A 24,578-nucleotide genomic window follows, 5' to 3' on the forward strand; every position below is an offset into this window, starting at 1 on the left:
TATAAGGGGAAGAGTATGCGGGGAAGAAAGTATTACAAAAAAAGAATATTGGCTTCATTACTGCTTTTACCGCTTCTGACGGGATGTGCCGAGGCATACGCGGAGGAACCTGCGGAAGAGGTTGTATTTGAGCCTGCCAGTATAGAGGATCTTGAGTTTGAAGAGCCTGAGGAAGAGGTGCCGGAAATCCCTGAGATTGAGAAAGCCCTTCCTTCCGATGTGGGAATACATGATGAATGTCTGGCTCTTATTGAGGACATCATTGAAACGGATATCGAGTATGGCTTTACAAGTGCCCAGCTGTCAATTATCAAGGATGACAAGCTGGTATATGAGAATGCCTGGGGAAAGCTTTGCAGCTATGAAAAGGACGGCTCTGTCAAGGAGGATTCCCCCCTTGTTACCACTGATACGTTATATGATCTTGCATCAGTCAGCAAGATGTTTGGTGTGAATTATGCTCTGCAAAAGATGGCAACGGAGGGGTTGGTGGATGTCGACGCAAGGATAGTGGATGTTCTGGGGACTGAGTTTGCTGATGATACCATAGAGATTGATTATTATAAGGGCCCTGACGCTGATCTGGAGACCCAGAAGGAATGGAAGAGGAAACTGACCATAGCCGATCTTCTCAAGCACCAGGGAGGATTTCCCGCAGATCCCAGGTATTGCAATCCCCATGTGGATCAGGCTAAGCAGGAATACGACCCCACCTATGAAAATGTGCTTTTTTCCTCCTATGATGCCAACGAGGAGGCCAAGGCCCTTACCTTTAAGTCCATATGCATGACTCCGCTTATTTACGAACCCGGGTCAAAAACAGTTTATTCCGATGTGGACTATATGATTCTTGGATATATTGTTGAGAAGATTTCAGGAACCGACCTGGATACGTATATTAAAGAGAACTTCTGTGAGCCCCTGGGACTTACTCATGTGACCTACAATCCTCTGAAAAACGGTTTTACAAAAGAGGATTGTGCTGCTACAGAGCTCAACGGAAATACCCGAGACGGATACATCTATTATGACGGAGTCCGTACAGAGACCATCTGGGGAGAGGTTCATGACGAGAAGGCATATTATTGTATGGGCGGTGTATCCGGCCATGCAGGGCTGTTCTCCAACGCTACGGATATAGCAAGACTTGCCAATGTGATGCTTTCCGGAAAGATTGGCGAGAATCAGGTATTTTCACAGGAAGTAATTGACCGGTTTACCGCTGCCAAATCCGAGAATGCCAAGAACTGGGGTCTTGGCTGGTGGAGGCAGGGAGATATGCAGAGAACCAAGTATTTCGGAAACAAAGCTACATCCGAGACCTTCGGACATCAGGGCTGGACCGGAACCCTGGTGATGATCGATCCCAATGAAAAGCTTGTTATCGCAATTCTTACTAATAAGATAAATTCACCGGTGACTAATAAAAACAGCAATCCAAATAAGTTCAACGGCAACTGGTATACCACAGCCAACCTTGGCTTTGTGGCGGAGATCCTTTACATAGGCCTGAATGAAGACAGGGATGTGAAGGATGAACTGGTGGAATGTATGGAAATAATGGTGGAGGACAGCAAAGGGGCCATAAAAAAGAAAATGTCTGAAGGCCACCCTGCCAGAAAGAATCTGGCCAGCAAACAAAAGGTTTTGAATGACCTAAAGGGAGAGTGAGAGTATGAATTTCAGAAGAGCACAAAATAAGGATATTCCAAGGATCCATGAGCTTCTTGCCCAGGTGGACATGGTGCATCATCTTGGAAGGCCGGATATTTTCAAGGTTGGAAATAAATATAACGATCAGCAGCTTGAGGAGATCATAGCTGATGGCAAGAGGCCGATTTTTGTGGCTACAGGTGATAATGATGAGGTTTTGGGCTATGCTTTTTGTGTTTATAAGCAGGCTTTGAATGACAATATCCTGACCGATATCAAGACTCTTTATATCGACGATCTCTGCGTCTATGAGGATCTCAGAGGCCAGCATATAGGCAGACAGCTTTATGAATATGTTAAGTCTTTTGCCAAAGAAAATGGTTTTTATAATCTTACGTTAAATGTCTGGAGCCTTAACAAAGGTGCTCAGAAATTCTATGAATCCGTTGGCATGGTTCCCCAGAAGATCGGCATGGAGACTATTCTGTAAATGATTGATAAGATAAAAGAAAAAAAGAAGGCCAAAGAAAAGGCCAAAGAGAAGAAAAAGCCCTATGGCGGTATCAGCAATATTTCCCAATATCTTCTGGAACAGTATGGGAAAAAGGGCGTCATGATAAAGAGGGGCAAGGGCGTGGTTATGAACCAGCAGTCCATGGAGCAGATAAGCGGACGAAAAACCAGGAACTGCTCTGTGGTGGCGGTAACCAGAGTCCTTGACTATTACAGGAAGACAAAGCATATAGAAGGAATTCCTGAGGATATCAGAGAGACCTACAAAGTGGTTGAGGAGATAGCTGAGAGCTACGGATATACTGACAAAAACGGAACATTTCCGCTTTTTATCTCCGGCATAACAAAAGAAGCCTTTAAAATGTACGGCGTAAAGGCTAAATGCAAGGGAGTGTACATCTGGAGTTTTGAAAATCAGGTGGTAAAAGAGATCACAGCGGGAAGACCTGTGATCATGAATATCGCCAGAGGCTTCTACAAGGATCACACCATAGTTGTGGCGGGCTTCAGCATCTGGAAGGTGGGAGATAAGATTTATCCCATGCTTCGCGTGATAGACGGCTGGAAAAGCGGCTATCACTACATTGATTATGAAGCCTTTGCCAAGGATATTTCCCAGTCAGTGTTTGGATCCTTTAATACTATTGAGATTAAGGATTGATACAATAATAAAAGACATGACCTTTTGCTACAGGCATTAGATCATGTCTTTTTTGTTCAACCTGATTATATGGCACCAAGCTGCATGCGATAATATTTTTCGTAAAGGCCGCCCTGCTTGATAAGTTCTTTGTGGGTGCCCCGTTCCTTTATGCCGTCACCGTCAAGAACGATGATCTCGTCAGCACCAAGGATAGTGGAAAGTCGATGGGCAATGGTGATGGTGGTTCGGCCGGTGGACAGCTTATCAAGGCTCTCCTGGATGTAACGCTCACTTTCATTATCAAGAGCACTGGTGGCTTCATCCAGGATAAGGATGGGAGGGTTCTTAAGGAATACTCTGGCTATGGCAATTCGCTGTTTCTGACCTCCGGAGAGCCTTGTTCCTCGCTCGCCGACCTCGGTCTCAAAGCCCTTGGGAAGGGATTCTATGAACTCCAGAAGGTCAGCTTTTCTGGCGGCTTCGGTTATTTCTTCAAGGCTTGCGTCGGGTTTTCCATAAGCGATGTTTTCTCTGACGGTTCCGTTGAATAGATATACATCCTGCTGAACGATTCCGATGTAGGAGCGAAGGGACTTCTGTGTCACAGTGCGGATATCTGTTCCGTCTATGGTAATCTGTCCTCCGGTCACATCATAGAATCTTGGAAGAAGAGAGCAAAGGGTGGTCTTTCCGCCCCCTGAAGGTCCCACAATGGCTACAGATTTTCCTGCCTCTATATGAAGGTTTATATCACTGAGAACGGTCTCTTCCTGCTCATAGGAAAAGGATACATTTTTATAGTCGATAACACCTTTGACATCCTTTAATTCTGATGCATCGGGACGGTCGTTTATCTCAGGAATTGTCTCCATGACTTCCATGAATCTCTCAAATCCTGCCAGACCCTTCTGAAGCTGCTCGGTAAATTCCACAAGAACATTTACCGGGCCTATGAAAATATTGATGTAAAGAGCGTAGATTGCCAGGTCTTCTCCGGTGAGCTGGCCCTTGGCAATGAAAAATCCGCCCGCCACTAGGACTGTAACATACATAAGGCCGTCGAAGAGGTTATTTCCTGAAAAGAATTTAGCCATCTGACGGTAGTTGGCCTGTTTGGAATCCAGGAAAGCCAGATTACTCTTATCAAACTTGCGCTGTTCGATTTCCTCTCCGGTGAAGGACTTTACAACCCTTATTCCGCCTAAGGTGTCCTGAAGAGAGGAGTTGATACCGGCGATCTTTTTTCTGTTATCGGAGAAGGTGGCTCTCATTTTGCCGTTCTGCCTTATGGCGAATATGGCCATGCAGAAGACAACAAAGACAAGGCATAAAGTCATGGGAACATTTATGCGCATAAGGAGAATGAAGGAGCCGATGATCTTTACAACGGAGATAAAGATATTTTCCGGGCCGTGGTGGGCCAGCTCTGATATGTCGAAGAGATCGGAGATGAGCTTACTCATCATTTCTCCGGTGTTATGGGTGTCATAGTAGGAAAAAGAGAAGGCTTCAAATCTTTCGAAGAGCTCCCTTCTCATGCCTGATTCCATCCTGGCGCCCATCATATGTCCCTGATAGGTTACGTAGTATCTGCATAGGCTTCTGACGATGTACATGACTATCAAAAGAGCTGCTATTATACCCAGTCTCGAAAGGATGACAGAGGGCTCTTCCAGAAAAAGTGTGCTGCGAAGAAATCTCAAAAACTGAGGAAAGGCCAGATCAATGACTGATAAAACTGTTGCACAAAAAAGATCAAAAAGAAATACGCCCATATATGGTTTGTAATATGGAATGAATTTTTTAATAAGCTTCATGAAACACCTCGAAGTATATAGATTTGAAAACTAAAATTTATTGTACTGTATATTTATGAATAAATCACGTTAAAAATAGCTGTGCTATAATATGGATGTAAACATATTTGTTTTTATGAGGGGAAAACGTGAAAAATAAAGCTATTATCGCTGCGATCATTGCCATAATGATCGGAGTTCTTATTTTTGTTGTTATCAGATACAACACTTCTATGAAATCAGAGGATGCCGCTCCTGAACTTTCTTCGCAAGCGGAAAGTACAGAGCCTATGGCAGATATTGAAACTGGTATTTCTTCACCTGAAAGTATTCCTGATTACGATGACACTGATGACATTGTAACCAGGGAAGTTCAAAGTGTCAGCACCGTAATTCTAAATGAAGCCATAAAGATCAATGATGGAAACATCGGTGAATTCTACAGTAAAGAGAGCTATGAAGATGTAATACCGGTGGACATCAGGACTTTTTCCAAAAGTGAAATCCCTGCAAAATATGATTCCAGGGACGTTAACGGGAAAAGATATATCACAGAAATAGAGGATCAGGGATATACCAGCCTTTGTTGGTCTTATTCCGCAATTGCCTCAGTGGAAGCCGATATATTATCTCATCATAGTGATATTGATTATTCCGATCTGAATCTGTCCGAAAAACATCTTGCTTATTACAATCTGCACAAGGCGGAAGGCTCTGTTAACGGCTACATTGACAATGATTACCGCAAAATTGAAAATGCAGAAAATGAAGATGATGACTGGATATTTGATTATGACACCAACTATGTTTCTGTGGGGGGCGTTTCAAATTTTGTCATCAGCCTTCTGACTGCATGGAAGGGGCCGGTTACGGAAACGGGAGAGGATGCTTTTAAGAGTCTTTACGGTCAGAAATATATTTATGAAGATAATTATGACGAGCCCTCAGATGCTTTTAACAGTGAATATCATGTTCAGGCTGTCAGTGAGATTCTGGCTTCGGAAGAAAACAGAGACATGGTGAAGCAGATGATCATGGAACACGGAGCTGTTACAGCTTCTGTGAATGCTGACAATCAGTACTGGAGGAATCATAACAGGACTCTTTATTCTGCCTTCGGAGGAGAGCCGGTTCCCACAGCCAATCACGAAGTGGTGATCGTGGGATGGGATGATGATTACAGCGGGTCCAATTTTGTGACCAGCCCCAAGAAGGACGGAGCCTGGCTTTGCAGGAACAGCTGGGGGAATTTTTCCGGAGAAGGCGGATATTTTTATCTGTCATATTATGATGAGACCACCTGCAATAACAATGTGGCAGGATATTCGGTTGTCCTTAAGGGGGAAAAGGACTGGTATGACAACAACTATCAGCTATGCGGCTTTTTAGACAATGTGGTAAGTGCTTTGGATGATTCGCAGAATTATGTTACTGCCTACACGGAGTCTCAGAATCCCTATGCTGTATTGTATGAGGCTTCTTCAGATGAGAGCCTTATGGCTGTTGGACTGATGGGAATCGATACCTATCAGCAATATGACATCGAGATATATGTGAATCCGGAGATGACAGATGATCAATTCATAGGTTTTAATAAGCTGATGGAGCCCGAGAATACAACTAAGGTATCGGCCATAAGCGGCGGCTATCATACCTATGAATTATCAAAGCCGGTAAAGCTGAATAAAGGGGATAATTTTCTTGTACTGGTGAATCCTGCCAGCAGCGGAATACTGATCTATGAAAATACCGCAGACAATGTGGGAGATGCCAACTATGATGAGTGGAACAACCTTACCGGAAATATTCGTAACAATTATGAGGCCAGTCGTAGGAGCTATTATATAGCAGATGACGGAACAGGACTTTTGCGCCAGGATGACAAGGATTTCTTTGTTAAGGCCTATACCAATAATAACTGATGAAATTTAAAGATTCGCAACGAAAAAGAGACGTTACTAACGTCTCTTTTTCGTTTCACAAGATTTTTTGGGAGGAGGGCTGTGCAATGGGGAGTTACACAGCCCAGGTATGAAAAAAGTTTTGTTGGGGGAGTGAGAATTTTTATTCTCAATAAATATATCGGTGAGATAATTAAAAACTTAACTGTAAATCGTATATTTTTATTGCGAAATAATATACAAAAAATACTATTCTGAATTGTGCAATTATTTTACAGAACGGGTGTTTGAAATTTCAACGGTTTTGTGATATATTGTGTTTATTAAAGAGAAAGGCACAATATATATGGGAAAGAACGATAAAGAATTAGAGCAGATCAGCACAACAGATAAATTGAAGGCTCTTAAGACACTTAAGGAAGCCGGCTACAGAGTGGAATTAAACGGAAGCGGTGTTCCTACAGTTATCTGCCAGAAACCTGAGGATATCGATAAGGAGCTTAAGAATGTACGTAAGCTTCTCAAGGAGCTTCGCTACAGCGGAAGCTTTGGCGTAAGGGCAGTGAGAAAGACAGATATGATCTCAACCGAAGAGTCTGAGGAGAGAACAGAGACAGCAGAGCCTATCTCAGCATAATACAGAACATAAAAAGAAGCACCTCATCGAGGTGCTTTAATTTTTGGGAGGAGGGGTCGATCAGTGGGGAGCCGATCGACCCGGTATGAAAAAAGTTTTGTTGGGGGAGTCAGAAGTTTTGTACTTCTGATATTGTATATATTAAAGGCTAAATTTGGACAAAATATGGACGATTTATAAACAAAACATAAAGTAAGTCGAAATAATAAATAACATAGACACGATATTTAGTTTATTTTTTTTAATTTATTTTTGATTCATACGAAATATTGTATAATATTATTGTGATAATTCTATACACAACTTAGGAGAAATCAGTTCTTTTACTTATTCGGAGAGGGGCTATATGAATATGATCCCGTCAGCAACACCCATAAAAGAACCCAATATGGCCATCAGTCAAATTTCATCCGGGGATTGTGCGGCTGCCGCAGCAAGAGCGGCTACAGCCAATTTACTTTTCAGAATTGAGAGTGATACTGCTACAATTTTTCATGAGAAAGGTAGCAGAACTTATATTGTTCATAAAAATGAGATCAATTGCAATGACAATGCTTCGGAGTATTTTGTGGTCATGGAAGGCGGAATGGCGCCGGACATAAGAGAAAGAGCCCAGATCACAGTTAATGTGTCCAGGATCAAAGATCTGAGAACCCTCAGCGACAAAGTGTATATAGATACAAGATATAGGAACCTCTTTTTGCAGGGAGGCGAGGGAATAGGAACTGCCGTAAGTAATCTTCCGGATATAAAAATGGGAGAATATCTTATCGAGAATAACGCCAGGAGACTGATTTTTGATGCGGTTGCAGGCGTTGTAGACATATCCGACGGAGCGCAGCTTCTTTTGATAACCGTCAGCTGCCCCGAGGGAATGATGATAGCTGCCAAACAGCCCATGGTACAGACCGGATTTTCAGGCGGAATAACCATTATGGGAGACTACGGCGAATTGGCGAGTATCCACCAAAGAGACATCACCGAATCTATAGATGCTCAGCTCAAGAGGCAGGTGGATATTGGAGTTAAGAGTATTCTTGTAAGTCCCGGATCCTATTGTTCATCCAGTATAAAACAGCAGCTTCATGTGAGCCTTGATACTGCCATAAGATGTTACAATTTCCCGGGGTATACCATAGATGCGGCTGTGGCCGCGGGAATTGAGAATATGCTTCTTGTGGGCAATGTGGGAAAACTGGTCAAGCTGGCTGCAGGTATCATGAATACCAATTCCTATGCATCGGACGGTCGCAGAGAGATATTTGCCGCTCATACAGCACTGGTGGGAGGAACAGCCATACAGGTCAGAACCGTTATGGGGTGCATCACCTGCGACGAGATACTTTCCCTTTTGGATAACTGGGGACTTCGTGACAGAGTCATGAACAGCATTATGATGGCTATCTCAAATTGCGTCAGAGCCCGCAGCCAGGGCAAGCTTCGGTTCGGTGTGGCACTTTTTTCAGAGGAGTATGGTTTGCTGGGGCAGACAATGGATACAAAAAATGTAATTGTTAAGGTTTCACAGGAACAATTTGCATTGTCACTGAAGCTAAAATAAGGTATTCTATTGTAAGTATGTTTTTTTGCATTTAAAAAGATTTGTTAGGAGAGAATTGGGGAAATGAGTAAGATAATTTTGACCGGAGACCGTCCTACCGGCAAACTTCATGTAGGACACTATGTCGGATCGCTCAAGAGAAGGGTGGAGCTTCAGAATTCCGGTGAGTTTGATAAGATTTTTATCATGATTGCCGATGCACAGGCCCTTACAGATAACGCAGACAACCCGGAGAAGGTAAGACAGAACATCATCGAGGTTGCCCTGGACTATTTGGCTGCAGGACTTGATCCAGCCAAGTCTACACTTTTTATCCAGTCACAGATTCCGGAGCTTACAGAGCTTTCATTTTATTATATGAATCTTGTTACTGTATCCAGACTTCAGAGGAATCCTACCGTTAAGTCTGAGATTCAGATGAGAAATTTTGAGACCAGCATCCCTGTTGGTTTCTTCACTTATCCTATCAGCCAGGCGGCTGATATCACTGCATTCAAGGCTACTACCGTTCCGGTTGGAGAGGATCAGGAGCCTATGATCGAGCAGACAAGAGAAATTGTCAGAAAATTCAATTCTGTATATGGTGATACACTGGTTGAGCCTGACATCCTTTTACCTGATAATGCAGCATGTCTGCGTCTGCCCGGTACTGACGGCAAGGCCAAGATGAGTAAGTCACTGGGTAACTGCATCTACCTTTCCGAGGAGCCTGACGAGATCAAGAAGAAGGTTATGTCCATGTTTACAGATCCTAATCACCTCAGGGTCGAGGATCCCGGACAGGTTGAGGGCAATCCTGTATTTATCTATCTTGATGCTTTTGCAAAGGATGAGCACTTTGCAGAGTTTGCTCCTGATTATGCTAATCTTCAGGAGATGAAGGATCATTACTCAAGAGGCGGTCTCGGAGACGTTAAGGTCAAGAGATTCCTCAACGAGGTTATTCAGGCTGAACTTGAGCCTATCCGCAAGAGAAGAAAGGAATTCCAGAAGGATATTCCTTATGTTTACGAAGTACTTAAGAAAGGCAGCGAGGTAGCTGAGGCTGTAGCCGCACAAACTTTGGCAGATGTTAAGAATGCTATGAAGATCAACTACTTTGATGATAAAGAACTTATCGCAATGCAATCTGCAAAGTACGAGGAGATGGGTGACTGATGAAAAACATTCTGTTTGTAGCTTCTGAAGGAGTACCTTTTATCAAAACCGGTGGACTGGCTGACGTAGTTGGTTCACTTCCCAAGAACATTGATAAGAGATATTTCGATGTCCGGGTTATACTTCCGCTTTATAAATGCATCAATCAGAAAATGAAGGACAAGATGGAGTATGTAACCAACTTCTACATGGACTTTCATTGGAAGAATGAGTATGTAGGCATTTTTAAGGCCGAGGTTGATGGAATCAAGTATTATTTTATTGATAATGAGTTCTATTTCAACGGCATGAAGCCTTATGGGGATGATGTTCTTTTCGAGATAGAGAAGTATGCATACTTCTCTAAGGCAGCGCTTTCTGTACTGCCTGTGCTTGATTTCAGACCTGACATTATTCACTGCCATGACTGGCAGACAGGTCTTGTACCTGTGTATCTCAAGGAGAGATTCCAGGGAAGCGAGTTCTATCGCGGAATCAAGGCGATCATGACCATACACAATCTGAAGTTCCAGGGAAAATGGGACATCAGAGCTGTACAGGATATTACAGGACTTCCTGATTATTACTTTACACCGGACAAGCTTGGGCTTTATAAGGATGCCAACCTTCTTAAGGGCGGTATCGTATTCTCAGATGCCATTACTACTGTAAGTAAGGCCTATGCAGAAGAGATCAAAACAGAGTTTTACGGCGAGAATCTGGACGGACTTCTCAGAGCCAGAGCCCACGACCTCAGAGGTATTGTAAACGGCATTGACTATGATGAGTTCAATCCCGAGACTGATAAATATATTCCTTATCAGTACAATGCCATCAACTTCCGCAAGGAGAAGATCAAGAACAAGAGAGCTCTTCAGAAGGAGCTTGGGCTTAAGGAAGATGATAAGTGCATGATGATCGGTATTGTCTCCAGACTTACCGACCAGAAGGGATTTGACCTTATCAACTATGTTCTTGATGAACTTTGCCAGGATGCCATTCAGCTTGTTGTTCTGGGAACAGGCGAAGAGCAGTATGAGAATTCCTTCCGTCACTTTGACTGGAAGTACAATGACAAGGTTTCTGCCAATATCTATTATTCAGAGCCTATGTCACACAAGATTTATGCTGCAGCCGATGTTTTCCTGATGCCGTCACTGTTTGAGCCCTGCGGACTTTCACAGCTCATGGCCCTCAGATACGGAACTATTCCGATCGTTAGACAGACCGGCGGACTTATCGATACTGTTGAGCCTTACAACAAGTTTGAGAGCACAGGAACAGGTTTCGGTTTCCTTAATTACAACGCTCATGAGATGCTTGGTACCATCAGAGAGGCTGAGCATGTATTCTATGATCAGAAGCGCGAATGGAACAAGATGATCGACCGTGCAATGGCAGTTGATTTCTCCTGGAAGGTATCTGCTGAGAAGTATCAGGAGATGTACGACTGGCTCAGACCATAACCTATTATTTCAAATTATTTGTGGAATACTTCCTTTATGGGAGGTATTCCTTTTTTATTTGAAAAAACTCTTAAGAGTATATTAAATCTGCGGCTGTTTGTGGTTTTTGATGTGCGATAAATAGTATAGTAATATTGTGTAATTGTGTGAACGGAGGTGTGGCTATGCGAGGTTTAAACAAACATTTCAGACATAATTGTGCAAGATTATTTGCAGCAGTGCTTGTTACTATCATGGTATTTAACTGCTTGCCTTTTGCGGCGCCGGATGGGGCTGTGGCTTATGCCATGGAACTTTCAGGTTCCTACAGCCTGAATGGCACTGACTATTCAGGAACACTCAGCGACGCATTTGATGCACTTACCGCTGAGGGTACCAATACCCTTGTGCTCAAATCTGATTTCCTTGTGGACAAAAGGCTTATTCTTCCCAGGGAGTATAAGCTGGTAATAAATCTTGATGGGCATACTATCAGTGGTGACATAACTAAACGCAACGGTTTCATCACTGTTTTGGATAATGCAAGTCTGAGGATTCTTGGAAACGGCGGAAAACTCAGCAATTTTGCCGAAACAGAAGGGAACGGAGGCGTTATTTTTGCCGGGGATTACAGTAATATCGAACTGGAGAAGCTGACCATAAGTGGAAATAATGCCAAAAACGGCGGAGCAATTTATCTTGAGAATCAGACCGTTTTGAGGATGGCAGGAGTTGAACTTACCGGCAACACCAGCAGTGAAAACGGCGGTGCCATATATATCAATGGATCTCTTTCCTGCGTTGAAATGGATAACGCTGTTAAGATCGTGAGAAATATTGCCGCTAATTCCGGCGGTGCTATCTACATAGATGGAAATAACGTTGAAATCTCCGGATCCGGTGCTACGATCTCCGGGAATTATACAATCGGCGGAAATGGCAGTGGTATCTATGCCGCAGGAGATGTTGAGATCGGTAAAAGCAGCGGCATTTCCATCAGAGATCTGAAGCTTAACGACAATAAGTCCATGAACTGCGGCGGAGGAATCTGCTTAAAAACCGGCGGCTGCACACTTAACAATATCACACTTACCGGCAATTCTGCCTCCGATAAAGGCGGCGGAATATGTGACCTTGGCTACGGCGTTAAAAATGAAGCTGGCAACAGGTTTATAAATATCACAGCAACAGAAAATACAGTCAGCTCCGCAACAGGTCAGGGCGGTGGTATATATGTGGCACCTGACCGTACTCTTAATATTACCGGGAAGATCATTGTCAGCGGAAATAAGGTAAGCAAAAATGCTGACAATATTTATCTTGATGACAGCGATAAAGGCTCTCATGCATATCTGAGTATCGCAAACCTTGCAACTGATTCTGAAGTAGGTATTGTCAGAAAAGACAGCAGCTATAATCTTATAACCAATGATCCCTGTGATGCTAAACTGCGTCTTTTTACCTATGACAACAGTGGATATCACCTGGATACAGATGAAGATCCGCAAAGTGTAACCTATAAGTATCTGATGGTAAAGAGCGGTGCCCCGGATTCCGGAGCCACTGCTGTTGCCCTGGATATTACCAAGTGGAAAACCGGTACAGCGGACGCCGGATTTACTTATCTTTCCACAGATGGTGCGGAATATCCGGTTATATACGGCTATGCCTCATCGCCGGATAACAACGTCTCAAAAGATATAGTAAATAAGTATTTCTGGTCAGAGGGATACTTTATGAGTGATCCTTCTGTTTATGATGTGCATCTTTCAACTATGTCCATGAATATGGCCATGGCAGGTGGCGATTCCAACCTGTTTGAACATTCCGATTACAGATACAAGTTTGATAACATCAAGAGTCTTCTTAAAGGCATAGGTTGTACAGCAGATGATATTTACATTAATGACTGGTATATCCAGAAGCCCACAGACGACAGTATCGGTGTGGCTATTGGCAAAAGGAAGATAACTTCTCTTGCAGAGGGAAATGCTGAGTATACTCTTATACCGATTGTTGTAAGAAGTTCTAACTATGAGAGCGAGTGGGCTTCCAACATGACTATGAACGGCGCCAATACCGAAGGTGAAGAAAATGCAGAGTCTTCGGGCTTTAGGTCTGCCAGAACCCATGTCATAGAGTCCCTTGAATACTATTTGGACCATTACAATGTGAGACCTCTTTTGAAAGAAGGTAAGGTAAAATTCTGGGTTACAGGCTACTCCAGAGGAGCTGCTACAGCCAATCTGGTGGCAAAGTATCTGGTGGATAACTATGGAAACTATTCTCTTCAGTATGTCGATAATCCAAATCAGGTATTTGCATATTGTATGGCAGCGCCTCAAGGTGGTACGGATTCAGCAGAATCTGTGCTGGCAAAAGATGATGATTCAAAGGGCTATTACTGCATACACAATGTACTAAACAAGGCCGATCAGATACCACTTATGGCTCCCGGACTTATGGGATTTAAGAGATATGGTGTTGATCATTATGTTCCGGGATCTGAGAAAGGGGAAGTAACCGCCACAGTTAATAAGGCTTCTGATGAGAACGGCAGCTACGCAGTAACCACTTATAAAGACAATGAGCCCTGGAAAACGAAGACCACAGAGTACAACATGTGGCGTCCAAATATGATTGACCAACTGGCTGTAGTTAATTCAGGGGTAAAATTCAATGATAACTTCAAAGTGACGGATTTTTCCGTTTTACCTCCGAATTTAAAGCCTACCCAGGACCCTGCCCTTAGTAATGTATGCCTTGAGGACTGGTCTGAAAATTTATATACCGATTTGCAGTCTTGGGAAGTTCTTGGTGAGGGTAAAAAGCTTACCAGAGCAAATTACAGTGGCTACACCATGCGGGAGGGCACTCCCGAAGGAAGCTGGTATAATAACGGAACCACTGTTCAGAACGCACTCAGGGAGCTTATTATCCTCATGAAGTCAAAATCTTCCCAGGAAAATGAAAAGCTCATGAATGCCATAAAGAGCGTTTACAACAAGCTTGGAACCTCCGGGAATATTTTCAGCTCCAAGCCCTCAGTTCTGACTATTTATACCAAGCTGATATCCAATTATGGGTGGAAGGACCCTGCTAACCAGCAGTACTGGCTCGATCAGTTCTGGTCAATGCTCATAGATAACAGCGACGGTCAGCCCAGTATTCTGGATCCCGGAGTATTGACTCAGACTGAGCTTGCGTCCTTTAAGCAGTATTATCCCGTAATTCTTGGACTGTGCTTCAGGGTAATGCCAATCGACTACAAGAATAATGATTTTCACTATGTTGCTACGTTTGCAAATAATGCAAGCGTTATAACTCAGACACATGTGCCTGAAATAAACCTTGCATGGTTAAGAAGCTTTGATAGTTTCTATGATGCAGAGAAGGATAAATCCTATAGATTCGCAGGTGGAGAAGCTGCTCCCGCTGTACCTTCCCCTGCAAATCTGACTGACGGAAGTTCCTACAACGGAGCCCGGATTTTGAAGCTTACAGGGGATGCTGACAGTGAAATATACTACATGCTCACAAAAACAGTTGGCTCTGAGAATATTCAGTCTCCGCTAATGTTGTACAGAAGTGGTGAGGGCATTGATCTTTTTCCTTCAAAGGACGGAGATGTTCTTTACACTGTAGAGACTTATGCCCTTAGAAACTACGTTGATGTTGACGGTAAAGTGGGAATCTATAGCAGCGCATCCAAGGCTTACAGCTTTTACATAAGTGATGGAAGAACGCTCTTTGTAAAGAATAAGCCTGAAATGACAGATTATGACAGCATTTCTTATGCTGGTGGCAGTCAGGTCAGCCTTGATGCTAAGCTTACAAAAGATCAAGAGAGTAGTTATAGATTTAAAGAGTGGAAGATTGAGATAAAAGACGGTGATACATGGAGCGACTGGGATGGAATCACAACTAATGCCAGGAAAAAAGCTGTATGTACTTTCAGTATGCCTGACAGTGAACTTCGGGCAGAGGCGGTCTTTGCTCCTGTTGTGACCCTTAAAGGACTTACAGATATAGGCATCAACCTTAGTACTTTTAGTGCGGTTGCAGGAGAAAAACTTCTTTCAAAAACCGAAAGCGCACCGGTATTTACGGATGGTAACTCAGAAGTAGCTTATTCCGGCACTGTAAGGCTCAGATGGGAATCTAATGACAGTGTTGTAACTGATATGATAAAACCTGAAATGCAGTACAGGTTTATTTATGAGCTTGAGGACTGGATAAGTGCTGACGGAGCTACTGCTTACAGATTTGACAAGGCAGCTGAGAACTGGACTGTTCCAGAAGATGCCGGCTATGCAATTGAGACCACAGAAAAGGGAATCAAGGTGGTTTCAAAATGGTTCGCCGCTGTGGGAGATCAGCAGCCTTTGGAACAGAGCAGCTTTACTCTTAAGATAGATTTCCATTCTCTTGCAGATGAGATAAGCCCGGCATCTAAATCATTTACTGTAGAAAAAGGCTCAGAATTTACGCTGGATGCAGCCTCACTTTTGTACGAGGCAGTTTCCGGAGCTGCAGATGATGAAAATGCCTCCACTTATGATTTTGTTTATATGACCCAGACCGGTATCCCGGAGGAAGACAGCAAATTATTTGAGGATTATTTCTGGTTCGATATGCCGGAGAATGATGTGAATATCGACATCTACTTTGGTAAAGCCATCGAGGAGATCCATCTGCAAACAGAATATGCTCCTGAACCGAACACCGGAAATCTTCTGGAAGCCGGCATCAGCAGCTGCACGATCACTATCGGAAATATTGATTATTATTTGAGCTCGGATGATATCAAGGAAAGCTGGACACCGGACAGTGTGACAGCAAGAGGAAATACGGTTTATACCGTCACATATACCATCGACATGTCCAAACTGAAGGATTCTGAAGGCAAAGATATAAGTGGCAGCTATATCATATATGATGACAGCATGGCTTTCATTAATGAATCAGATGCTGATGAGATGAAACACTACAGCAGCCACATTATCCCCGGAGAAAATGAAGGGGAAGCCGATGAGAACGGACTGTATAACAGACTCAGTTTCAGTCATATCTTTGAGGTCACCGAGAATCCCACGGTTACCGGTATTTATAATCCTGAGGATGTAACAATTGTCTGGGACAGCGCTGTAACTGACAGAGAATTTGCGGATCTTATAGCTCCGCAGCTTCCTGCTACTGTAAATGCTATTACCGATGACAGCAGCCTTGACTGTCTATCTGTTTCATGGAATCAGATAAACACAGGCTATGATCCTTCGTCGCTGGCGGCCCAGAACATTACTGTATCCGGAACTGTTACAATACCTGAGGGCTACAGGCTTTCCGAGGATGAAGAAACAGCAGTAACGGTTAAAGTCTCTTTGGAGGGCGCTCCATATACTTCTATGGCAATTCCTTATCCCGACAGCGAAGTTATAGAATGCGACATGCCATCGGGAGAAGGCAGCATCGAAGTAGAGCTTAGCTGCGAGAGTCAGGATGCCAAGGTATATTATACACTGGACGGCTCAAGTCCCGTGGATGCAAAGGGCCGGATTTCCGAAAACGCCATCAGTTATACGGAAGGGGATAAGATCCTTATTAGCGGCAATGCTCTTGTAGACGGCAAACAGATTGTTTCCCTTAAGACTACTGCTATTAAGGATGGAATGCAAGCTGCTGAGGTCTATACTTCAGGCTATGAGTTTATTAAGCCGATGGCTGATGTCAGCCAGGATGATCTTGAGATGATCTACATGTTTGAACTGGAAAAGGGACACAAGCTTGACAGTATAGCAGCAGGCCTTTTGCCGGAGGGATGGTCCTGGGATGCAGAGATCAACGATCCTTCCAAATATCCTGCGGATAACGCTGTTCAGATCGGAGACTTTGTAGATGCGGTCATTAGCTACAATCCCGATAGCAACGTATATTCCGATACAAAACTTGTGCTCAGCATTCCTGTAGTTGCAGAGCAATATTTGATCGAGTCGGAAATAAGTAATGCTATGGCATATAAGCTTCTTGGTTCCGAGGATATACCTGAGGGAGAAGAGGATGAGTATGTCAAATATGATGACACTCATTATCTTAGTAAGAGAATTCTCAGTGCTGAATCAGGTACAGAAATTGTACTTATCTACGATAAAAAGGACGAATTCGGAAACAACCTTGAATATATCCGTATAAACACCGCTTCGGGAAAAGAAATAGTACCGTCGGCCCAGAATGTTGACTTTTCTGAGGAAATGTACAGCTGCATATTTACCATGCCTGCAGAAAATGTACAGATCGTTCCTGTTTACGCCGGCCCTGAGGAAGCAGATGTCTCAGCGGTTCTTTTGAACGGCAATATGTCGGCCAAAGAGCTGACGCTTGTAACGGGAATGAAGACAGCCCTTTATCCTTCTGTATATCCGTTTAATACATTGGACAAGATTTCTTCTGTATCCTGGAAGGTTGATAAGGCCGGCAAGGGCGTTATTTCTCTGAAAAAGGGACTGATCACTGCCAAGAAGGCAGGAGAAGCCACCGTGACCGCCAGGGTTAAGATACTTAAAAACGGCTCTGCCACAGTAACGACCCAGGATATCACCTGTAAGATACATGTGACCGCAGCTGAGGCAAAGCCGGCAAATAAGCAGGCTGACAAGCGCTACAAGCTTACACTGGCTAAAAATACCATAAAAATGGATGTGAAGGCTCAGGAAAATGCAACAATCACTGCAAAATTGTCTTCGCCTAAGAAGCCCCTTAAGCAGGAGGACCTTGAGAAGGCCATTATTGAGGCAGGTTCAACCAATGAAAGAGTTGTAAGAATCGGAGAATATGACGGAGTATGGGCAAAGAACCTGACAGGAACCCAGCTCACATCGGATATTCCGATAATTGTTGTGGAACCCGGAACTGCCTATGTTTACGTAAAAACTAAGCTTGAGGATTCATCTTCTTACAATATCAGAGTTTGCAAGGTCACTGTTACCGCCAAGGCTTCAGAAGTGGAGATAACCGGCGATTCAGCCAATAAGATGACCGGTTATACCGAGGATGAACTTAAGAAGATGAATATCTCCGTTAAGAGCACCGATCCTGTGGATAAGAATAATATCGGATTAATCGAGCTTAAGCAGGGAGAGTGCGACAGGCTGTTCACTAGCCTGACCCCGGCCAATACCACAGATATTGTAAATATGAAGTGGACGGTATCCGGAGGAGTTACGATCAAGAACGGAGTAGTTTACGCCAAGAAGGCTTCGGCGGTTAAGAAGGGAATAACTACTCCCGCAAAGGTAACACTTACCTGCGGTAAGAAGAAATACATGATCTATATAGTGGTTAAATAACACCATTTCATTGACAAGGTTTTGCGGGTAAATCATAATACTATCTGTGATTTGTTATTACAGAAAGTAGGATTTATTTACATGCCAATGGATTTAGAAGAGAAGAGTAAAAAGAAAGGGCTTCTGTATCAGGCGGGAATACTGGCTATAGCCGGAATGATCTCCCGAGTGATAGGCCTTTTGTACAGAAGCCCTCTTACCGCTGTCATCGGTGATGAAGGTAATGGCTATTATACGGCTGCTTATGCCATATATACCATTATTCTCCTTATATCTTCATATAGTATTCCTTCTGCTATGTCCAAGATCATTTCAGGCAAACTTGCGGTTAAGGAATACAGGAACGCGCACAGGATCTTTAAGTGCGCTCTTGTTTATGTTTCCATAGTCGGGGGCATAGGAAGTCTGGTTCTTTTCTTTGGGGCAGATTTTCTTGTGGCCGGCAGAAGTGCCACGGTTCTCAGGTTCTTTGCTCCCACCATATTTGTTTTCGGATTTCTTGGGGTTTTAAGAGGTTATTTTCAGGCTCACAGAACCATGGTTCCCACCTCGGTTTCACAGCTTATTGAGCAGATCCTCAACGCTATTGTCAGCATCAGTGCTGCACTTATCCTTACCGGAATAGCAGGAAATGAGGATCCATCCAAAAGGGCGGTTTACGGCGCCATCGGAAGCGCACTGGGAACAGGCTCCGGAGTAGTGATAGCTCTTTTATTCATGCTCTTTGTTTATCATGTGAACAGGAAATCTATCCATAAGAGAGTAAACAACGATACCCACGAGGATATGACTGACAAAGAGATTTTTAAGCTCATCATCCTCATTGTTACTCCCTTTCTTCTCAGCACCTTTATCTACAACTTATCCACGTCCCTGAATTATACTCTGTTCAGCAGGATTCTTTTGAATGTAAAAAATGTGGAAGAAAGCGCCATGGCTGCTCAGTACGGTATTTTTAACGGAAAAGCCATTGCCATTACCAATCTTCCCATAGCCCTGGCCAGTGCGACAGCAGCTGCCATGATCCCTGAGGTTTCAACTCTCTATGCAAAAGGAGATAAGGCAGGAGCAGGAGCTACTGTATCAAGAGTTTTAAGGGTTATACTTATGATCTCCATTCCCTGCGCAGTGGGCCTTTGCTCACTGGCAAAGCCGGTGATGATGATCCTTTTCCCTCAGAGAGCTTCTCTTGATGAGGCATCAATGCTTCTTATGATCCTGTCGGTAACGGTTATCTTTTATTCACAGTCCACTGTTACCAACGCTGTTCTTCAGGGAATCGGAAGAGTCAATGCACCTGTACTTAATGCGAGCATCGCCCTGATAATTCAGACCGTGGTTCTCAGTCTGCTTCTTTTGTACACAGACCTGGGGGATGTGGCGCTTTGTATCGTTACAATAGTTTATTCACTGATGATGTGCATTCTGAACAACGTGATAATGAGAAAGCACATTCCTGTGGCCAACGATATCAAAAAGGCCTATATTCTGCCGGTAATTTCGGCAGTTGTAATGGGAGGGGCGGCATATTTGGTGCATTTCCTTTTCTCACTTCTTTTCAGCAAGTTCATCGGCAGCGATTACTTTGTAAACCTGTTGGCAACTCTGATTGCTGTACTTATTGCAATATTTGTTTATTTCGTTGTACTTATAAAGTCGGGTGGAGCTTCGGAAGAAGATATCAGAAGATTTCCGAAGGGAGGAAGCATAGCTTCGCTTCTTAAAAAACTTAGGATCTTATAAATTATGAATGCGATTAATGGGGAAAAATCGATAGAAAAAAGTATAAGAAGGCAGTACATACTGCTGGTTGTCACTCTGATCTTTGTTATGGTTACGCTTATTCTGGGCACGCTGCTGTTCAGGTTTTACATGTCAAATTTCAAGACAAAGCAGGTAAGCAATGAATATGACAAGTACTACGTGATGATCACAGATAATTATAAGTCTGATTTCTGGCAGGCCATTTACCGTGGAGCATTGGAGGCCGCCAGGGAGGAGGGCATATTTGTCGAGCTCCTGGGACAGAATATCTCGGGGGAATACTCCTGCGAAGAGCTCATGAGAATCGCAATTGCTTCAAGAGTTGACGGAATAATCGTTTATGCCAACGAGAGCGATGAGATGACTGAGCTTATTAACGAAGCCACAGAGAAGGAAATTCCTGTTGTCACTCTCTACAACGACAATACCAGGTCCTCCAGAATGAGCTTTGTTGGTGTGGGAAGCTACAACATTGGTCGTGAATACGGCAAACAGATCAACAATATCGTCAGGGAAAAAAGAAGGGACAGCATCGAATCTGACAGAATCGGTCAGAGATCACCTCTGAAAATTGCTGTTCTTGTCAATGCAGACGCCGCGGATACAGGACAGAACATCATTATTTCCGCTATCCAGGACTGTCTGCGTCAAGTTAACATCACTGATTCAGAATATAATATTTCCACTGTAACAATAGACAATACCAATGCCTTTTCTGTGGAGGAGTCCATCAGAGATATTTTCCTTATGGAAAATGTTCCTGATGTAATTCTGTGCCTAAATGAGCTGGATACAGTCTGCGCTTATCAGGCTGTAGTTGACTTCAATAAGGTTGGAGAGGTAAATATCCTCGGATACTATGACTCGGATGCTATAGTCAATGCCGTTGACAGAGGTGTTCTCTATGCTACGGTTTCAATTGACACAAGGCAGTTGGGAGAATACTCCGTAAAAGCTCTTAACGATTATTACGAATATGGCAATACCAGCCAGTATTATTCTGCTGACATTACACTTATCAGTCAGGACAATGTGGCTGATTTTCTGAACAAGGAGGAAGGCGATGAATAAATTCCTTAACAAGCCCCTCCAGTTTAAGATAATAAGTGTCTGCGTATTCGTTAATGTCCTTATTTTTACAGTAAATCTGCTTCTGATGCTTGGGATGAATGCCATGGCTGTGGAGATGGAGAAGGTTTATGAAGGAAACAGGGCTCTTAATGAGATAGCAGAGGCAATTTCCGATGTTCAGGGATCCATGACGGACTACTTGAGTTCCAAGACCAGTGATTCCCTGGAGGAGTACTTCATAAGCGCCCAGAGACTTCAGGACAGGGCCGGTAATCTTGATAACAGAGTTACAGACCATGCCCTTACCAGGATGGAGAGAAACATCAGGAATATGACAGGAGATTATCTTGATGTTGTGAGCAGGACCATTGAATCCAAGCGCGGAAGAAATGTAGAAAAATACAGAAAGGACTATGAGGAAGCCACGCAGCTTTACGGCTTTCTTAATGAGTACTTAAGAAGTCTGAACCAGGAGCTTTTTGTCTCCAATTCAGAGAGCTACAGCATAATGGCCAGGGCCTTCAGAAGGTTTGAATTTATCAGCTTTATCGTTATGACTCTTGTTATGATCGGTAATGTTATCATTGTAACCAGCTTTGTCCGTGCCATGATGCTTCCTCTGAAAAAGCTTTCCGACTCGGCCAATGAGGTTGCAGCAGGCGACTTTGATGTGACCCTGCCGGAGGTCTCATATCAGGATGAGATCGGTATTGTTAACAATGCTTTCAGTAAGATGCTTGTTAGTATTAAACAGTATATCCAGAGGCTTACAGAGAGTATGGAAAAAGAAAGGGATATGCAGGAAAAGGAGCTCATGATGGAATCCCATCTGAAGGATGCCCAGCTTAAGTATCTGCGTGCCCAGATCAACCCCCATTTTCTTTTTAACACCCTAAATGCCGGAGCGCAGCTAGCCATGATGGAAGGAGCTGACAGGACCTATGAATATGTTCAGACCGTGGCGGACTTTTTCAGATATAATATAAAAAATCAGCAGACGGAGGTCCGGATTCGGGATGAGGTTACCCTGGTAGATAACTATATTCAGATCCTCAACGTAAGATTTTCCGGGGATATCGGCTATGAAAAGCAGGTTGATGAGAGGCTTCTTGATATGGTAATGCCGGCCATGATACTGCAGCCTATTGTTGAGAATGCAGTCAACCATGGAATAAGAGAGATGGGAAGTGAAGGAGTTATTACTCTCAGAGTCTATCGTGAAGATGATAATGTCTGCATAGGCATAGGCGATAACGGAAAGGGAATCAGTCAGGAGAATATCAGGAAGATTCTCAGCGGCAACTGGCACAATGATGAGAACAGCTATGACAACAACGGAATCGGAATGGACAATGTGATCTCAAGACTTCGTCTTTTTTCGGGAAATGAAGATGTAATAGATATAAAGAGCGCAGGACAGGGCAAGGGAGCGGAAGTTCTCATCAGGATCCCCTTCAGCCGCGCAGCACAATAAATTTTTTAGGGGTAAAACATGTACAGAGTAATGCTGGCCGATGATGAAGGTATCGTTATTGATTCAATGAAATTCATCATCGAAAAGGAATTTGGAAATCAGTGCGAAATAGAATTCGCCAAGACAGGAAGAAGTGTTATTGAGCTTGCAGAGCGCTTCAGACCTGATATTGCCGTAATCGATATTCATATGCCCGGAATCAATGGCATTGATGCCATCAGGGAAATGAAGCAGTTTTGTACCAATACGATTTTTATCGTTATGTCAGCCTATGATAAGTTTGATTATGCCAAGGAAGCCATAAAGCTTGGGGTAATGGAATATATCATGAAGCCCATGGACAGATACAAGGTTGTAAAAGTCCTGAAAAAGGCCATGGAACAGATTGATGAGGACAGGGAGAAGCGCAGCAATGAGCTGATGATCAAAGAAAAGCTTGAAACTGTGGAGCCCATCATCGAGAGCGGCCTTATCTACGACATTCTTTTGCAGGAACATTTTGAGGAGGATGTGGAGAGCTACAGAAGCATCCTTGGAATCAAAGAAAATTACGGATACATGATGGCTATCGTCTGCGGTGACTCCCAGGAGGGTAACCACATGACCAACGCTGTAGGAAGCTCGGTGAAGCTCTCAGGCAAGTATCAGGAGATACGAGAGGGGGTCAAGGACTTTTTTGCCTGCAAGGTAGGAAGTGTAATGGCCAATAAGATTGCGGTTCTTATTCCCTTTGAGAAGTCCGGGATGGAATACGGCGAGAGAACAGAACTCATAGAAAGGGCCAGAGACCTTACAAGATACCTGAGGAAAAAGACAGATATCAGCTATCGAATAGGAATTGGCGGTGTAAAGCCTCTTAAGGAGCTGGGAGACTCATACAGACAGGCACTGAATGCACTGGTGGCAACAACAGGGACTGTAGCTCATGTTGATGATCTTACCATTAGCTGCAATTATGAGGAGGACTACCCGATTCAGCTGGAGAAGCCGTTATTTGAAGCTGTATCCAAGGGCGACCTCAACGGAATGAAGGTAATAGCCGACAAATATGCGGACTGGATGTGCGCCAGGGCTGCAGACGGAGATATAATGTCTATGAGACTGAAGGTCCTGGAGTTTTCTCTTTACGCAGAGCATCTGGCTTATCAGAACGGCGGCCAGACCTACAGATATTCGGGAAGATGCGATTATCTTCCGGAGATCATGAACCTTAATACCACAGAAGAACTCAGGGACTGGTTCATGGAAAAGCTCACCGGAGCCTGCCAGAATGTTATCAGCAAGCGTGAGGAGCGCTCCAATGATATTATCAAGACTGCAAGGCTCTATATAGAGGAGAACTACAGCAAGGACATTTCTCTTGATGAAGTTTCGAGAAAGGTTAACATTTCGCCATATTACTTCAGCAAGATATTTAAGGAGGACAGCGGTCTTAACTTTATTGAATATCTCACCAACCTGAGGATCGATAAGGCTAAAAGACTTCTCTCCGACACGGATATGTCCATAAAGGAGATCTGCGTTTCCTGCGGATATACGGATCCTAACTACTTCAGCAGAAGCTTTAAGAAGAATGTAGGGGTTACACCTACCGAATTTAAGGACGGCAAGACAGTGGAGGAGTTTTAACAACAGTTGTT

The 24,578-nt window shown here is 43.6% G+C and carries 14 protein-coding genes; 13 read left to right on the plus strand and 1 reads right to left on the minus strand.

Annotation, left to right across the window (positions count from 1 at the left end):
- Positions 1–15: 15 nt before the first annotated feature.
- Genes pbp4b through T359_RS21170 form a run of 3 tightly spaced genes read left to right on the plus strand, consistent with a single transcriptional unit; the run spans position 16 to position 2,827 of the window.
- Positions 16–1,671 (plus strand): penicillin binding protein PBP4B, encoded by a 1,656-nt coding sequence (pbp4b, locus tag T359_RS18780; RefSeq protein WP_051544820.1) that lies wholly within the window; start codon positions 16–18, stop codon positions 1,669–1,671.
- Between the two features lie 4 nt (positions 1,672–1,675).
- Complete coding sequence (locus tag T359_RS0100075) at positions 1,676–2,143, plus strand: GNAT family N-acetyltransferase (RefSeq protein ID WP_026515692.1); 468 nt, start codon at positions 1,676–1,678, stop codon at positions 2,141–2,143.
- Positions 2,144–2,827, plus strand: coding sequence for a C39 family peptidase (locus T359_RS21170; RefSeq protein ID WP_051544821.1), 684 nt, complete (start codon positions 2,144–2,146; stop codon positions 2,825–2,827). It abuts the gene before it with no gap.
- 65 nt (positions 2,828–2,892) lie between these two features.
- On the opposite strand, the gene T359_RS0100085 is transcribed toward T359_RS21170, so the two are convergent.
- Entirely contained in the window at positions 2,893–4,626 is a 1,734-nt protein-coding gene (locus tag T359_RS0100085; protein ID WP_026515693.1) for an ABC transporter ATP-binding protein, read from the minus strand.
- A 128-nt stretch (positions 4,627–4,754) separates the two neighbouring features.
- Between T359_RS0100085 and T359_RS0100090 the strand changes: the two genes are divergently transcribed.
- From T359_RS0100090 to T359_RS0100140, 10 genes are all read left to right on the plus strand, one after another.
- Positions 4,755–6,527, plus strand: coding sequence for a C1 family peptidase (locus tag T359_RS0100090; RefSeq protein WP_026515694.1), 1,773 nt, complete (start codon positions 4,755–4,757; stop codon positions 6,525–6,527).
- A gap of 325 nt (positions 6,528–6,852) precedes the next feature.
- Positions 6,853–7,143, plus strand: coding sequence for a hypothetical protein (locus T359_RS0100100; RefSeq protein ID WP_026515695.1), 291 nt, complete (start codon positions 6,853–6,855; stop codon positions 7,141–7,143).
- A gap of 346 nt (positions 7,144–7,489) precedes the next feature.
- Positions 7,490–8,704: a cobalt-precorrin-5B (C(1))-methyltransferase gene (locus T359_RS0100105; RefSeq protein ID WP_026515696.1), complete on the plus strand. Its 1,215-nt coding sequence runs from the start codon at positions 7,490–7,492 to the stop codon at positions 8,702–8,704.
- A gap of 63 nt (positions 8,705–8,767) precedes the next feature.
- Positions 8,768–9,862 carry a tryptophan--tRNA ligase gene (gene trpS / locus T359_RS0100110; protein WP_026515697.1) on the plus strand — a complete coding sequence of 365 codons (1,095 nt, stop codon included), beginning with the start codon at positions 8,768–8,770 and terminating at the stop codon, positions 9,860–9,862.
- Entirely contained in the window at positions 9,862–11,307 is a 1,446-nt protein-coding gene (gene glgA, locus T359_RS0100115) for a glycogen synthase GlgA (protein ID WP_026515698.1), read from the plus strand. Before trpS ends, glgA begins: the two co-directional genes overlap by 1 nt.
- Before the next feature lie 164 nt (positions 11,308–11,471).
- Entirely contained in the window at positions 11,472–18,629 is a 7,158-nt protein-coding gene (locus tag T359_RS0100120) for a lipase family protein (RefSeq protein WP_026515699.1), read from the plus strand.
- 81 nt (positions 18,630–18,710) lie between these two features.
- Entirely contained in the window at positions 18,711–20,372 is a 1,662-nt protein-coding gene (locus tag T359_RS0100125) for a putative polysaccharide biosynthesis protein (protein ID WP_026515700.1), read from the plus strand.
- 3 nt (positions 20,373–20,375) lie between these two features.
- Complete coding sequence (locus tag T359_RS0100130) at positions 20,376–21,464, plus strand: substrate-binding domain-containing protein (protein ID WP_026515701.1); 1,089 nt, start codon at positions 20,376–20,378, stop codon at positions 21,462–21,464.
- Positions 21,457–22,938 carry a sensor histidine kinase gene (locus T359_RS0100135; protein WP_026515702.1) on the plus strand — a complete coding sequence of 494 codons (1,482 nt, stop codon included), beginning with the start codon at positions 21,457–21,459 and terminating at the stop codon, positions 22,936–22,938. The genes T359_RS0100130 and T359_RS0100135 overlap by 8 nt, the downstream gene beginning before the upstream one ends.
- A gap of 18 nt (positions 22,939–22,956) precedes the next feature.
- A complete protein-coding gene (locus tag T359_RS0100140) occupies positions 22,957–24,567 on the plus strand; it encodes a response regulator transcription factor (protein WP_026515703.1) in 1,611 nt (536 codons plus the stop codon).
- The last annotated feature ends 11 nt before the right edge of the window (positions 24,568–24,578 follow it).

The organism is Butyrivibrio sp. MC2021 (assembly GCF_000621605.1).
GTDB lineage: Bacteria > Bacillota > Clostridia > Lachnospirales > Lachnospiraceae > Butyrivibrio.

What these genes read in the sequence shown, in the direction of transcription:
- T359_RS0100075 (WP_026515692.1), top strand. Translation starts at nt 1,676, where the DNA reads ATGAATTTCAGAAGAGCACAAAATAAGGATATTCCAAGGATCCATGAG.
- pbp4b (WP_051544820.1), top strand. Translation starts at nt 16, where the DNA reads ATGCGGGGAAGAAAGTATTACAAAAAAAGAATATTGGCTTCATTACTG.
- glgA (WP_026515698.1), top strand. Translation starts at nt 9,862, where the DNA reads ATGAAAAACATTCTGTTTGTAGCTTCTGAAGGAGTACCTTTTATCAAA.
- T359_RS0100120 (WP_026515699.1), top strand. Translation starts at nt 11,472, where the DNA reads ATGCGAGGTTTAAACAAACATTTCAGACATAATTGTGCAAGATTATTT.
- T359_RS0100085 (WP_026515693.1), bottom strand. Translation starts at nt 4,626, where the DNA reads ATGAAGCTTATTAAAAAATTCATTCCATATTACAAACCATATATGGGC.
- T359_RS0100135 (WP_026515702.1), top strand. Translation starts at nt 21,457, where the DNA reads ATGAATAAATTCCTTAACAAGCCCCTCCAGTTTAAGATAATAAGTGTC.
- trpS (WP_026515697.1), top strand. Translation starts at nt 8,768, where the DNA reads ATGAGTAAGATAATTTTGACCGGAGACCGTCCTACCGGCAAACTTCAT.
- T359_RS21170 (WP_051544821.1), top strand. Translation starts at nt 2,144, where the DNA reads ATGATTGATAAGATAAAAGAAAAAAAGAAGGCCAAAGAAAAGGCCAAA.
- T359_RS0100100 (WP_026515695.1), top strand. Translation starts at nt 6,853, where the DNA reads ATGGGAAAGAACGATAAAGAATTAGAGCAGATCAGCACAACAGATAAA.
- T359_RS0100130 (WP_026515701.1), top strand. Translation starts at nt 20,376, where the DNA reads ATGAATGCGATTAATGGGGAAAAATCGATAGAAAAAAGTATAAGAAGG.
- T359_RS0100125 (WP_026515700.1), top strand. Translation starts at nt 18,711, where the DNA reads ATGCCAATGGATTTAGAAGAGAAGAGTAAAAAGAAAGGGCTTCTGTAT.
- T359_RS0100140 (WP_026515703.1), top strand. Translation starts at nt 22,957, where the DNA reads ATGTACAGAGTAATGCTGGCCGATGATGAAGGTATCGTTATTGATTCA.
- T359_RS0100105 (WP_026515696.1), top strand. Translation starts at nt 7,490, where the DNA reads ATGAATATGATCCCGTCAGCAACACCCATAAAAGAACCCAATATGGCC.